This is a genomic window from Pseudomonas sp. COW5 (assembly GCF_026240005.1).
Lineage (GTDB): Bacteria > Pseudomonadota > Gammaproteobacteria > Pseudomonadales > Pseudomonadaceae > Aquipseudomonas > Aquipseudomonas kribbensis.
Genome location: NZ_JAPHVP010000001.1, coordinates 1,742,772 through 1,755,866 on the forward strand (window position 1 = coordinate 1,742,772; position 13,095 = coordinate 1,755,866).

The 13,095-nt window shown below is 62.2% G+C and carries 10 protein-coding genes; 2 read left to right on the forward strand and 8 right to left on the reverse strand.

Annotated features, from left to right (window positions below; all coding sequences use genetic code 11):
* Nucleotides 1–42: 42 nt before the first annotated feature.
* Nucleotides 43–444: a lectin OAA gene (locus tag OQ248_RS07930; protein WP_085711146.1), complete on the reverse strand. Its 402-nt coding sequence runs from the start codon at nt 442–444 to the stop codon at nt 43–45.
* Between the two features lie 221 nt (nt 445–665).
* Here OQ248_RS07930 and OQ248_RS07935 point away from each other — a divergent pair, with 221 nt between their 5' ends.
* Entirely contained in the window at nt 666–2,420 is a 1,755-nt protein-coding gene (locus OQ248_RS07935; RefSeq protein ID WP_265812510.1) for a molecular chaperone, read from the forward strand.
* 119 nt (nt 2,421–2,539) lie between these two features.
* Here the strand turns inward: OQ248_RS07935 and serB are convergent, their stop codons facing one another.
* Nucleotides 2,540–3,754, reverse strand: a complete 1,215-nt coding sequence (gene serB / locus OQ248_RS07940; RefSeq protein ID WP_007952163.1) for a phosphoserine phosphatase SerB — start codon at nt 3,752–3,754, stop codon at nt 2,540–2,542.
* A gap of 134 nt (nt 3,755–3,888) precedes the next feature.
* Between serB and OQ248_RS07945 the strand changes: the two genes are divergently transcribed.
* Complete coding sequence (locus OQ248_RS07945) at nt 3,889–5,400, forward strand: AhpA/YtjB family protein (RefSeq protein ID WP_085711144.1); 1,512 nt, start codon at nt 3,889–3,891, stop codon at nt 5,398–5,400.
* A gap of 351 nt (nt 5,401–5,751) precedes the next feature.
* Here the strand turns inward: OQ248_RS07945 and OQ248_RS07950 are convergent, their stop codons facing one another.
* The 6 genes from OQ248_RS07950 to OQ248_RS07975 all read right to left on the reverse strand — a co-directional run bounded on the left by OQ248_RS07950 (nt 5,752) and on the right by OQ248_RS07975 (nt 13,043).
* Entirely contained in the window at nt 5,752–6,462 is a 711-nt protein-coding gene (locus tag OQ248_RS07950) for an ABC-type transport auxiliary lipoprotein family protein (RefSeq protein ID WP_085711143.1), read from the reverse strand.
* 231 nt (nt 6,463–6,693) lie between these two features.
* Entirely contained in the window at nt 6,694–8,958 is a 2,265-nt protein-coding gene (gene parC / locus OQ248_RS07955) for a DNA topoisomerase IV subunit A (RefSeq protein WP_085732649.1), read from the reverse strand.
* 7 nt (nt 8,959–8,965) lie between these two features.
* Entirely contained in the window at nt 8,966–9,490 is a 525-nt protein-coding gene (locus tag OQ248_RS07960) for a TIGR02281 family clan AA aspartic protease (protein WP_114881199.1), read from the reverse strand.
* The gene (locus OQ248_RS07965) at nt 9,487–10,476 is read right to left on the reverse strand and encodes an esterase-like activity of phytase family protein (RefSeq protein ID WP_265812511.1); all 990 of its coding nucleotides are present in this window, start codon (nt 10,474–10,476) and stop codon (nt 9,487–9,489) included. The genes OQ248_RS07960 and OQ248_RS07965 overlap by 4 nt, the downstream gene beginning before the upstream one ends.
* Complete coding sequence (parE, locus tag OQ248_RS07970) at nt 10,476–12,383, reverse strand: DNA topoisomerase IV subunit B (protein WP_114881197.1); 1,908 nt, start codon at nt 12,381–12,383, stop codon at nt 10,476–10,478. The genes OQ248_RS07965 and parE overlap by 1 nt, the downstream gene beginning before the upstream one ends.
* 51 nt (nt 12,384–12,434) lie before the next feature.
* A complete protein-coding gene (locus tag OQ248_RS07975; RefSeq protein ID WP_265812512.1) occupies nt 12,435–13,043 on the reverse strand; it encodes a YqiA/YcfP family alpha/beta fold hydrolase in 609 nt (202 codons plus the stop codon).
* Between the last annotated feature and the right edge of the window lie 52 nt (nt 13,044–13,095).

Genomic DNA, 13,095 nt, shown 5'->3' on the forward strand with positions numbered 1-13,095 from the left:
GCGCACGTCTGCGAAGGGGCGGACACGACCTGAACGGCGCCGTTACTCTATCTGCCCACGGAAGCCGATCGGCCCTTCGTTGGCGTAGGTATTGGTGCCGCTGAGGTTTTTCCCGCCGTCACTCGAGGTGACATTCAACGCGATAACGTTCTGGTTATCCCGACCGCCGATCACCCATTTGCCACCCGGATGCCATGGGGCATCGTTGCCACCCCACTGGTTCTCGACGTTGTACTGGTTCTGACCAGTGCGCTGAGCCTTGAAGCCAATAGGGCCTTCGCCGGCGTAAGTCATGGTGCCATTGAAGGTTTTGCCGCCGTCGCCGGACTTGATGTCGATGGCAACGACTTTCTGGTTGTCCCGCGCCCCAAGAACCCAGGTTCCACCCGGATGCCAAGGTGCCGAACTACCGCCCCATTGGTTTGCCACTGCGTATTTAGACATGAACCTCATCTCCTTGAAGTTTTTCAGAGACCTGCCCGACGTTGGCGGCAAGCCGTGCAACCGTGCGTTTCCGATCGCACGCCAGAGAGCCTAGTAGCGCCTGCCGAAATGGCATCAGGCCAGCAGACCAACGGTAAAAAAGCCCGACAAGCGCCTGCGAAACAGACCACAACTGCTAGAGTTCTGGCATTGCCCTATTCGCCGCCGGAGCTGGTCACGGCATGAGTGAGCCTCGATTCCAACCGCAACTGAGCGCACCGACGCCAACGCAGTTGCGCCTGTCTTTCTGTGAAGCGACCCCACGCGATCTCAAGCGCTGGATCGCCGGCCTGCCGAAAGCCAACATCGGTGAAACCGCACGTCAGCTCTATCAGGGCCTCGGCGAACTCAATCAACTGCTGACGCCCAGCGACAACCGCCTGCACCTGCTGGAGCTGCTGCGGCCCGAGGTGTACTTCGTCTGCCAGCACCTTGAGCGACACTTTCTGCATCAGGCGATCATGCTCGACGAGCGCTCGCGCAAGATCAGCAACCTCTGTCAGGCCCTGCAAAGCCAGCTGGCCATCGGCTACAAACAGATCGTTCTGCGCATCGCCCCCAAATACTCAAAAGACCGGGCCGCCCTGCTGAGCGAGGCACTGCAACGCGCCGTTCATGCACTGAAAGGGCAACTGGTGCGCGCCACGCAGTTGTACAGCCCGGCGCCGGAGCAGCTGTGGTTTGAGCTGCACCAGTTGTTTCGCTGTGCCTGCGACTTGCAGTTGCAACACCGTCGGGTCCGTGACGATCTGGCCAGCCTGGCCGGTGAATTGAGCGTCGAACAGACCTATATCGCCGCTCTGCTGCTGGGCAGCGCCCGCTGCAATCAGTTGCGGCAGAATCCGATCGCCCAACTCGCGCAGGTGCTTGAACCCTGGGGCGCCTGGCTGAAACTGCATCCCGGTGCCTCGGGCGAAGGGTTGTTCGCGATTTCTGCGGAGATCGACGCCGGTCCGCGCTATCGCAGCAAATTTCGCAGCGAACAACAGTCGGGGCTGCTCGGCTTCGATCCGCAACCGCTGGTGAATGCCATCGAGGCTCACCTGTTGCATCAGGACACATCGACGCCGCTGCCGGTGCCGTCCGGCCTGACCCTCGACACCCTGCAACATCTGCACGCCACCTGGGGCGAGGCTGCCGAACGCAGCTTCCAGCGCACCGTTGGCCAGGGCAACCTGACCGTGTGCGTCGGCATGAGCGCCCTGCACTTCTATCTGGGTGGCGAACGCACCTTCAGCGAACTGCTCAGGCATCCCGGCTCGCGCGCCGCAAACTTCAGCCGCGCTGTGGCCCAAGGAGAAAAGGACAGCTGGAGTCAGGCATTCGATGCGGCCCCACAGAGCAAGTCCGACGAGTTTCTGCCTTACGAAGAAATCCGCTACGAACCCTTGGCGGACGACGAAGGCGACGCCGACAGCCCGCCGCACTACCCGACCTATGCCTTGCCGGTCATCAACCACAGCCCCGGAGGTTACTGCCTGGCGTGGCCAAAAGAAGTGCCTGCCGAATTGCAGACCGGGGAAATGGTCGGCATCCAGGACACCACGAATCAGGGCTGGAGCATTGCCGTGGTGCGCTGGATTCGTCAGGTGCGCGGCGCCGGGACACAAATGGGTATCGAGCTGGTAGCGCCACACGCCCAGCCCTGCGGCCTGCAACTGGTGCGCACCCGGGACGATCACAGCCATTACCTGCGAGGTCTGCTGTTGCCGGAAATCAGTGCCATCGACTTGCCTGCGACGCTATTGGCGCCGCGACTGCCGTTTCAGGAAGGCAACAAAGTGCTGATCAACACCCAGGGCGAAGAACACCGCGCCGGACTGGATCGACGGGTGGCAAGCACACACAGTTTCAATCAGTTTGCCTATCGTTCGCTGGAAGCCGCACAGAATGGCGGGAGCGAGGAGGATTTCGACTCATTGTGGAAATCCCTTTAAGTGAAGTCAGATAACCCGGCGTGCCCTCCTTCGCGAGCAAGCCCGCTCCCACATTTGAAATGCATTCCAATGTGGGAGCGGGCTTGCTCGCGAAGGGGCCAGCTCAGGCGACAGAGCTCTCAGAGCTGCCCGTCGCGATCCCGGAAGCCCAGCAGATAAAGCACGCCATCCAGACCGAGAGTCGAGATCGCCTGCTTCGCCGACTGTTTGACCAGCGGCTTGGCGCGAAACGCCACGCCCAGACCGGCAATCGCCAGCATCGGCAGATCGTTGGCGCCGTCGCCCACAGCAATGGTTTGCTCCAGACGCAAACCTTCTTTCTCAGCCAATTGCTTCAGCAGATCGGCCTTGCGCTGGGCATCGACGATCGGCTCGATCGCAACGCCAGTGCACTTGCCGTCGACCACTTCCAGCTCGTTGGCGAACACATAGTCAATGCCGAGCTTGGCCTGCAATTGCTTGGCGAAGTAAGTGAAGCCGCCGGACAGGATGGCAGTCTTGTAGCCCAGACGCTTGAGCTCGGCGAACAGGGTTTCGGCGCCTTCGGTCAGGCGCAGGGAGGCGCCGATCGAATCCAGCACGCTGACATCCAGGCCTTTGAGCAGCGCCAGGCGCTCCTTGAAGCTGGCGCGGAAATCCAGCTCGCCGGCCATCGCCCGCTCGGTGATTTCCGACACCTGGTCGCCCACACCGGCGGCCTTGGCCAGTTCGTCGATGACTTCGGCTTCGATCAGGGTCGAGTCCATGTCGAACACCGCCAGGCGACGGTTGCGACGGAACAGCGAATCTTCCTGAAAGGCGATGTCGACGTTCAGTTCCTGGGCCACGCTGAGGAACTCGGCGCGCAGGGCCTGTGGATCGGCCGCTTCGCCACGCACGGAGAACTCGATGCAGCCCTTGCCCTTGTCGGCCGGCGTGTCCAGCGGCATGCGACCCGACAGACGGTCGATATGGTCGATGTTCAGGCCGTATTTGGCGGTGATCGAACTCACGGCCTGCAACTGACCGGCGGTGACCTTGCGGGTCAGCAAAGTGACGATGTGGCGCTTCTTGCCCTGATTGCCCACCCATTGCTGGTAATCCTCTTCGGACACCGGGGTGAAACGCACCTGCTGGTCGAGCTCGTAGCCCTTGAACAGGATGTCCTTGAGCACCGACTTGCCTTGCTCGGAGTCGGGGATTTCCACGAGGATGCCGAACGACAGCATGTCGTGAATCACCGCCTGACCGATGTCGAGGATATTCACACCACCCTGGGCCAGAACGCCGGTAATGGCCGCAGTCAGACCCGGACGGTCGACTCCCGTGATGTTAATCAGGACGATTTCGCGCAACGCGCACCCCCGCAACTGGAAAAAAACCGCATTCTACCCACTTTCAGTGACCATCGGGCACCGCCAGCGCTTTGCCGGTCTAGGGCCTGTCGCTATACTGCGCGTCAACTTCACGGACAAAAGAGCCGAGCTCAGTGAACCGGCCCACGCCAGTTAAAACCGATAACTTCTTCCTGCTGATTTTCCGTGCACTGCGCCACCGCCGTGTACCGATTGCATTGCGCATCGCCAGCCATAACGTGATCCTGGTCGCCCTGGCCCTGGTGATCTATGCCTGCGTGATGGGCCTGCAGTTCAAGCAGGCCATGCACGAGCAGGCCGATGCGCTGGGCGAAAGCCTGACCACGCAGACCGCCACTTCCGCGACCGAGCTGCTGGTGTCCAACGACATCCTCAGCCTCAACGTGCTGCTCAACAACCTGACCAAGAACAAGCTGGTGGCCCACGCTGCCATCTACAGCGTGGACAACCGCATCCTCGCCGAGTCCGGTCAGCGGCCCAAGCACAGCCTGCTGGGCGAAGCCGAAGGCATGTACGAGAGCAAGATCACCTTCCAGGACGTGACTGCCGGGCAACTGCGCATCAGCCTGGACATGGACCAGTTCCAGCAGCCGATGACCATCAGCCTGCAGAGCATGGGCATTCTGAGTGCGATCCTGCTGGCCCTGTCGCTGGCCCTGAGCTTGCGTCTTGGCCGACACATCTCCACGCCGCTGCTGCAACTGCGGGTATGGCTGCGCCGGATCGACGAATACACACCGGGAACCGAGCGTCAGGACGAGATCGGTGATCTGGCTCGCCAGCTGCATGCCAACTTTGCCCCGGAGCCAGCCCCCAAGCCTGAGCCGGAACCCGAGTTCGAGGACGATGACGTCGAGCCGGAATTCGAAGTGCGCAACCTGCGCGATCCGAGTTTTGACGAAACCCGCCCGATGGCCGCGCAGAAGCCTGCGCCCCGCCATGTGGTCAGCACCGTTGAAGACGACGATGACGAAGATCCGTTTGCCGATTTGCGTGACGAATCGCTGAACGAACCCGCGCAACCTGCCGTTCGCCAGCCAACCCCGAGCGTGCCGCAACACACCGCAGTGCTGGCCGTGCAACTGGGCTCTCAAGAGCAATTGCGCCGTTTGCCACGGGCACGCCTGGAAGAATTGCAGGAGCGCTATCGCGACTGTCTGGAGCAGGCGGCTTCGCTGTATCAGGGTGAAATCGAAACCCTGAACGACGGCAGCACGCTGATGCTGTTCCACACCGAAGACAGCGGCGACGATTACCTGACCAACGCCATCTGCTGCGGCGAACTGCTGCGAGCGCTGGGCCACCAGTTGCAGATCGAAGTCGCCGACAGCGGCATCACCCTGCAATTGCAGCTGGGTCTGACTCTCGGTGATGAGCTGTTCGGCCTGAGCCAGATCGACCTTCTGCTGACCGATTCCGCCCAGGACGCCCTGGCCCTGTCGCAACACAGCCGCAACCTGCTGCTGGTGGAGCGCAAGATCGGTGACGACGCGCTGATCCGCCAGCGTGCGCGGATCCGGCCGATTGCCAGCCCTGAAGGCGCCTGCTGTGTGGAGCGGTTGATGGAACCATATCCGTCGATGCTCGAGCGGCAACTGGCGCGGATGCATGAGCGTCGGGCCTGAGGCCTTGATGTGAAGAAGCCCGCAGATGGGTGATTGTCTGCGGGCTTTTTTGTGCGTGGTGGTTTCGTGATCTCGCCCGGCTTTGGAGCCCCCTCACCCTAGCCCTCTCCCGGAGGGAGAGGGGACTGACCGAGATGTCTTGCGTCATACATCGACCTGAAAGATCTTGGCGATTATGGATTCGGCTAAGCACATTCAGGTCGATGAAATCCTAGAGCATCCCCCTATCAGTCCCCTCTCCCTCCGGGAGAGGGTTAGGGTGAGGGTGAGGGTGAGGGGCTTTTGACTTTTCGCAGTTCCAAACACAACAAAGCCCGCACTAGGCGGGCTCTGTCCTGACTCGTTCCAGCCTTAGAAGCGGAACACTTCCATATCCGTACGAATCGGCGAAGCCATCGGGATCTTCGGCTGTTTCTCGGCTTCCGCCGCCGGCGCGGCCGGTTTTGGTGCCGGTTTGCGCGGTGCTTCGGCAACCGGTGGCTGGTTGGCCAGTGGCTTGAGCGCGACCGACAGTTGCTCGGCCAGGCGCTGCAACAGGATGCCCTGAGCCTGAACCTGCGAAGCCGTGCCGCCACTGTGCAGTTCTTGCAGGTGAACGATGCGGTTGTCACGCACCTGGCCACGACGGTCAATCAGACGCCACTGCGCGTCGAGGATCGCCGGTTGCTTGGCACCGGAGTCCAGACGCGTGATGGTCAACAGCACCTGCACGTCCGGGGTGAACCCGGTGGTGGCCGGTGCCAGCACCACACGTTGACTGTCCAGATGACCGGCAACCTGACGCAGCAGCAACTGATCGATATCCGACGAAAGGCTGCCGGCCCAGCGGCCATCGACGGCAGCCTGCAGGCTGCCGTCCGGCTGACGCTGCAACAGGGTTTCACGTTGCAGGTAATCGGCAACGGTCACAGGGCCCAGCAAAACTGCCATGCCCGCGCTTTGCGCAGGCTGAGCCGGACTTCCGCTGTCCAACTGATATAGCGACACCGGCTGGTGAACGCTGCAACCCGCCAGGCCAAGAACGCCGGCGAGCAGGAAAATAAGGGGGCGCAGAGAAGTCATCATCCCGTCCAGGTGGCCGCCACAAGGCTGACCACAGTGAAAATACTCAAAAAATATGAAGAACGCTCGGCCACGCCGGCGCTTGGAAAGGCCATATCATCCGTGAATATGCGTTCCGACTCCAGCGCCAAAGCGCCGATCTACGGGTTAAATCGAAGATCGGGCGCTCTAGAGAGGCGTTCTCACTCATTTTCTCCACCGGAGAAATCAGTGCGAATGCCTCCTGACCGCTTAATTGAGGTTTTCGACGAGCAGCGCGTCCACTCGCTGGAAGCCCCGTGGCAGTTTATTGCCACGACGACCACGCTCACCCTTGTAGTGTTCGAGGTCATCGGCTTTCAGCGACAGGGTACGTTTTCCGGCCTGCAGCACCAAGGTGGCGCCTTCCGGCAGAACGGCGATGTCCGTGACATATTCTTCGCGACTGGCCACACGTTCACCGGAAATACCGATGATCTTGTTGCCTTTGCCCTTCCCTAATTGTGGCAGATCACTGATTTTGAAGATCAGCAGGCGACCCTCGGTCGTGACCGAGGCCAGCCAGTTCTGCTCGCGGTCGGCCACCGGACGCGGCGCGATCACCTTGGCGTTGTTCGGCAGGCTCAACAGGGCCTTGCCGGCCTTGTTCTTGGCTTGCAGGTCTTCACCTTTCACCACAAAACCGTAGCCGGCGTCAGAGGCGATCACGTACAGCGCATCGTCCTCCGGCATCAGCACGCATTCGAACGTAGCGCCGGGCGGCGGCGTCAGACGGCCGGTCAGCGGCTCGCCCTGGCCCCGTGCAGAAGGCAAGGTGTGGGCGGCCACCGAGTAACTGCGACCGGTGGAGTCGATGACCACGGCTGACTGGTTGGAACGCCCCGCCGCCGACGTCTTGAAGCCGTCGCCAGCCTTGTACGACAGGCCGGTGGCGTCGATCTCGTGGCCCTTGGCCGAACGAATCCAGCCTTTTTCCGACAGCACAACGGTCACTTTCTCGTTCGGCAGCAGATCGTGCTCGGTCAGTGCCTTGGCTTCAGCGCGTTCGACGATTGGCGACCGACGGTCATCGCCGTAGGTTTCGGCGTCTTTCAACAGCTCGCTGCGAACCAGCTTCTTCAGCTTGGCTTCGCTGCTCAGCAGCGCTTGCAGCTTGGCTTGTTCCTTGAGCAGTTCGTCCTGTTCATCACGCAGCTTCATCTCTTCCAGTCGCGCCAACTGACGCAGACGGGTGTCGAGGATGTAGTCGGCCTGGATCTCGCTGAGGGCGAAGCGCTCGATCAGTTTGGCTTTCGGTTGATCCTCGGTGCGGATGATGTGGATCACTTCATCCAGGTTGAGGTAGGCAATCAGCAAACCGTCCAACAGGTGCAGGCGACGTTCGACCTTGTCGAGGCGGAATTGCAGGCGGCGACGCACGGTCAGCACGCGGAATTCCAGCCACTCCACCAGCAACGCCCGGAGGTTTTTCAGCTGCGGCTTGCCGTCCAGACCGATGATGTTGACGTTGACCCGGTAGGTCGACTCCAGCTCGGTGCTGGCGAACAGGTGCTGCATCAGCGCTTCGTGATCGACGCGGCTGTTGACCGGGATGATCACGATGCGGCATGGGTTCTCGTGGTCGGATTCGTCGCGCAGATCGGCGATCTGCGGCGCTTTCGACGGTTTGGCCTGCATCAGCGCGGCGATCTGCTCCAGCACCTTGGCCCCGGAGACCTGGTGCGGCAGCGCGGTGACGATGATGTCGCCGTCCTCGACGTGGTACACGGCGCGCATGCGCACCGAGCCCTTGCCGGTTTCGTACATTTTCAGCAGGTCGGCGCGCGGGGTGATGATTTCCGCTTCGGTCGGATAGTCCGGACCCTGAATGTGTTCGCAGAGCTGTTCGACCGTGGCTTTCGGCTCATCGAGCAGGCGCACGCAGGCGGTGGCGACTTCGCGCAGGTTGTGCGGCGGCACGTCGGTGGCCATGCCCACGGCGATACCGGTGGTGCCGTTGAGCAGGATGTTCGGCAAACGTGCCGGCAACACCAGCGGTTCCTGCAGGGTGCCGTCGAAGTTCGGGCCCCAGTCTGCAGTGCCCTGACCCAGCTCGCTGAGCAGCACTTCGGAATAACGCGACAGGCGCGCCTCGGTGTAACGCATGGCGGCGAAGGATTTCGGATCGTCCGGCGCACCCCAGTTACCCTGGCCGTCCACCAGCGTGTAGCGATAGCTGAACGGTTGGGCCATCAGCACCATCGCTTCGTAGCACGCCGAGTCGCCGTGGGGGTGGAACTTGCCGAGCACGTCGCCGACGGTACGCGCCGACTTCTTGTGCTTGGAATCGGCGTCCAGCCCCAGCTCGCTCATGGCGTAGACGATACGCCGCTGTACCGGTTTCAGACCGTCGCCGATATGCGGCAGGGCACGGTCCATGATCACGTACATGGAGTAGTTGAGGTAGGCATTTTCGGTGAAGTCAGCCAGCGACCGGCGTTCTACACCGTCCAGGCTGAGATCAAGGGAGTCGCTCATGCGGGCCTCATCGGTTCGTTGTCTGGCGCAGCAGCATGGTGCCACCGCGCTGGGTAAATTCAAGTTTGTTCAGGGCGCTCATACCGAGCAGCACCTGATCGCCATGCAGGCCGGGCGCCACCAGTGCGCGGACGTCCCGCAGCACGATGTCGCCCAGTTGCAGGCGGTCGATACGGGTGCGATAGCCCTGGCTCAGGCCATTGGCCGTGCTCAGGGTCACACCGAAACCTTCTTCCAGCCGCAGGTCTTTCGCGACCTCGGCCGGGATTGCCACGTCGGTCGCGCCGGTGTCGAGCATGAACTCCACCGGCCGGCCGTTGATCAGTCCGCTGGCGACGAAATGTCCCTGGGCGTTACCCGCCAGTTTCACTTCGATCACGCCACCCACCTGCTCCGAGCTGACCACCACATTGGGATTGCGCTGGCGGTCTTCCCACTGGCCGAAAAACCGCGTGGCCAGAAACAGCGCCGCGCACCAGGCCAGAATCATCAACACCCGACCGGCGCGCTTGCCCGGTGGCTGCTGGCTCAAGGCTTGGCACTCCAGCCACCTTCAGGCGCGGCAAAGCGCCAGACGATCGGGCGGACTTCGCCATCGGCGCGAGGGCCGAAGTTGTTGTCGACGCCGATCCAGGCACCGTCCGCATCAATCACCAACGCCTCTTCGAGTCCGAAGTTCTGGGCGTAGCGACGGTTGCCTTGCAACAGTTCGTCGGCATACGACCAGCAGCGTTCGACCTTGGCCGTCTGCGGATCGCGGCGGCAGATCTGGTAGGCGTTGCGCTCAAGAGTGAACAGCTTGCCGTTGAACAGTGACAGGTCGGAAAAGTCCCGGTTGACCGGTCTGGCTTTTGGAAACTGCGGCGGCTGCATTTCCATGCCGCCCTCGCTGAGCAATACGCAGCGACCGTCACAGTCCCACACCGTCTGCTGACGCTTGATCATCAACAGACCACGGTTTTGCCGTTCGGCAGCCAGCCACATCTGATCGCCCGCCGGGTTGATCGCCAGGCCTTCGAAGATTGCGTTGAACTGCAGCAGCATGCCGCTGGCCCGCGCCTCGCGGACCATCATCGGCGAAATCTTCAGCCACGAGGACGGCCCCTGCGGCGGGACTTGCAAAACGGCGGCGTGGCCTTCGCTGACAATGTAGCGATTGCCGGCGCTGTCGCAGGTGATCCCTTCGAAATCCAGATCGCCGCCACGGACGAACGACGCCGCCCAGGTCCGCGATTTGATGCCCCACGGCAAGCCGCTGTCGGGCACTGGCGGCGGGTCGATGCGCACGGCCGTGGCCTGCCAGACCGGATCGCGGGTATCGAGACGATAGATCTGATCATCGTCGCGATCCGAGACCGTCCACAGCTCGTTGCCGCACATTGCCAGCCCCGAGAGGTTGCCGCCGCGCATGCCTTCGACCGGATGTTCGGAGAGCACGCGCAGTTCCTGCACCGGCTCGGCCGACACTGTCATCGAGCCCAGCAGCAACGCACCCGCCAGGGCCCGGCCGAAGCGCATCAGGCCAGAACCTCGGCCAGGTTGCCCTTGGATTCGAGCCAGGACTTGCGGTCGCCGGCGCGTTTCTTCGCCAGCAGCATGTCCATCATTTCCGAGGTCTGGGCGAAGTCTTCGCCAAGGGTCAACTGCACCAGACGCCGGGTATTCGGGTCCATGGTGGTTTCACGCAGTTGCGGCGGGTTCATTTCACCCAGGCCCTTGAATCGGGTGACCTGCGGTTTGCCGCGTTTCTTCTCGGCCACCAAGCGGTCGAGAATCCCGTCGCGCTCGGCTTCGTCGAGGGCGTAGTAGATCTCCTTGCCCAGGTCGATGCGGTACAGCGGCGGCATCGCTACGTAGACGTGACCGGCATCCACCAGCGGGCGGAAATGCTGGACGAACAGGGCGCAGAGCAAGGTGGCGATGTGCAGACCGTCGGAGTCGGCGTCGGCGAGGATGCAGATCTTGCCGTAGCGCAGCTGGCTCATGTCCTCGGCGCCCGGATCGACACCGATGGCTACCGCAATGTTGTGCACTTCCTGGCTGGCCAGCACTTCGCTGCCGTCGACTTCCCAGGTGTTGAGGATCTTGCCGCGCAACGGCAGGATCGCCTGGAACTCTTTATCCCGCGCCTGCTTGGCAGAACCGCCGGCGGAATCACCTTCCACCAGGAACAGCTCGGAACGCATCGGGTCCTGCCCGGCACAGTCCGCCAGTTTGCCCGGCAGCGCCGGCCCCTGGGTGATGCGCTTGCGCTCGACTTTCTTGCTCGCTTTCAGGCGACGGCCGGCGTTGCTGATCGCCAGCTCCGCCAGCGCCAGACCGGTTTCCGGGTTGGCGTTGAGCCACAGGCTGAACGCGTCCTTGACCACACCGGAGACAAACGCCGCCGCTTCACGGGACGACAGGCGCTCCTTGGTCTGGCCGGAGAATTGCGGTTCCTGCATCTTCATCGACAGCACGAAGGCGATGCGTTCCCAGACGTCTTCCGGCGCCAGCTTCACGCCGCGCGGCAACAGGCTGCGGAATTCGCAGAACTCGCGCATCGCATCGAGCAGGCCCTGACGCAGACCGTTGACATGGGTGCCGCCCTGCTCCGTCGGGATCAGGTTGACGTAGCTTTCGGTGACCGAAGTGCCGCCCTCAGGCAGCCACAGCAGCGCCCACTCGACCGCTTCTTTGGTCCCGGCCAGATTGCCGCAGAACGGCGCGTCCGGCAGACGCTCGAATTCGCTGACCGCGTCTACCAGGTAGGAACGCAGGCCATCTTCGTAATGCCACTCGACCTTTTCGCCGGTGCCTTTGTCTTCGAAGCTGATCAGCAGCCCCGGGCACAAAACGGCCTTGGCCTTGAGCACGTGCTTGAGGCGGCTGATGGAGAATTTCGGCGAATCGAAGTATTTCGGGTCCGGCGCAAAGAACACGCTGGTCCCGGTGTTGCGCTTGCCGACGGTGCCGATCACTTGCAGATCGGTGGCCTTGAAGCCGTCGGCGAAAGTCATTTCGTATTCGTTGCCGTCACGCTTGACCCGCACCCGCACCTGGGTCGACAAGGCGTTGACCACGGAAATACCCACCCCGTGCAGACCGCCGGAGAACTGGTAGTTCTTGTTGGAAAACTTGCCGCCCGCATGGAGCTTGGTGAGGATCAGCTCAACGCCCGACACACCCTCTTCCGGGTGGATGTCGACCGGCATGCCGCGGCCGTCGTCGCAGACTTCCAGCGAGTGGTCGGCGTGGAGGATGACCTGGATCGATTTGGCGTGGCCGGCCAGGGCTTCGTCGACGCTGTTGTCGATGACTTCCTGGGCGAGGTGGTTCGGCCGACTGGTGTCGGTGTACATGCCGGGGCGTTTGCGCACCGGGTCGAGGCCCGAGAGGACTTCGATGGCGTCGGCGTTATAGGAGCTAGCGCTGGGAGTGGCCATAAGGTCTCGTCGTCAGTGTTCGGTGAATAAGAAAATTATGGGGGCAACCGCTCACAGCGCGGTGAAATCGATTGCCTGAAACAAATCGGCGCCAATGCCGGCAAAACTCAGCAACGCCGGCAACTGCCCGGCAAATCCCTGGAAACTGTGGTCGCCGCCGGCCTGGATACGCAAGGCGCAGGCCCGGTAATACTGCTGGGCGTGGCGATAGTCCAGGGTTTCGTCCCCGGTCTGCAACCACACCTGATAACGCTGCGAATCCTGCGGCGCCGGCACTTCCAGTTCGGCCAGGGCCGTCACGTGGTCGTGAGTCAATTCCCAGGTTTCGTCGGTGTACAGGTTTTTTTGCGTCCCCAGGTATCCGTCGAACATCCGGTGCGGACTGACGGCCGGGTTGACCAGCAGGGCTTTGAGGCCATGGCGTTCGGCCAGATGAGTCGCATAGTAGCCGCCGAGCGAGCTTCCCACCAGCAACGGCCGGCCCAGCTCGGCAATTGCCTGTTCCAGCTGACCGATGGCTTCACGGGGGTGATGATGCAACGCCGGGACACGCAGTTGATCGCCCAAACCCAGCCGCTCCATCACCGCGACCAGCTGACAGGCCTTCTTCGAGGCCGGCGCGCTGTTGAAACCGTGGATATAGAGGATCGAACCGGACATTTGAGCTCCCTGGGTGTCGGCTAAAGAAAGCGGAGTTTACAGGGAGTCGAGG

What these genes read in the sequence shown, in the direction of transcription:
- OQ248_RS07930 (WP_085711146.1), bottom strand. Translation starts at nt 444, where the DNA reads ATGTCTAAATACGCAGTGGCAAACCAATGGGGCGGTAGTTCGGCACCT.
- OQ248_RS07935 (WP_265812510.1), top strand. Translation starts at nt 666, where the DNA reads ATGAGTGAGCCTCGATTCCAACCGCAACTGAGCGCACCGACGCCAACG.
- OQ248_RS07950 (WP_085711143.1), bottom strand. Translation starts at nt 6,462, where the DNA reads ATGACTTCTCTGCGCCCCCTTATTTTCCTGCTCGCCGGCGTTCTTGGC.
- parC (WP_085732649.1), bottom strand. Translation starts at nt 8,958, where the DNA reads ATGAGCGACTCCCTTGATCTCAGCCTGGACGGTGTAGAACGCCGGTCG.
- OQ248_RS07965 (WP_265812511.1), bottom strand. Translation starts at nt 10,476, where the DNA reads ATGCGCTTCGGCCGGGCCCTGGCGGGTGCGTTGCTGCTGGGCTCGATG.
- parE (WP_114881197.1), bottom strand. Translation starts at nt 12,383, where the DNA reads ATGGCCACTCCCAGCGCTAGCTCCTATAACGCCGACGCCATCGAAGTC.
- OQ248_RS07975 (WP_265812512.1), bottom strand. Translation starts at nt 13,043, where the DNA reads ATGTCCGGTTCGATCCTCTATATCCACGGTTTCAACAGCGCGCCGGCC.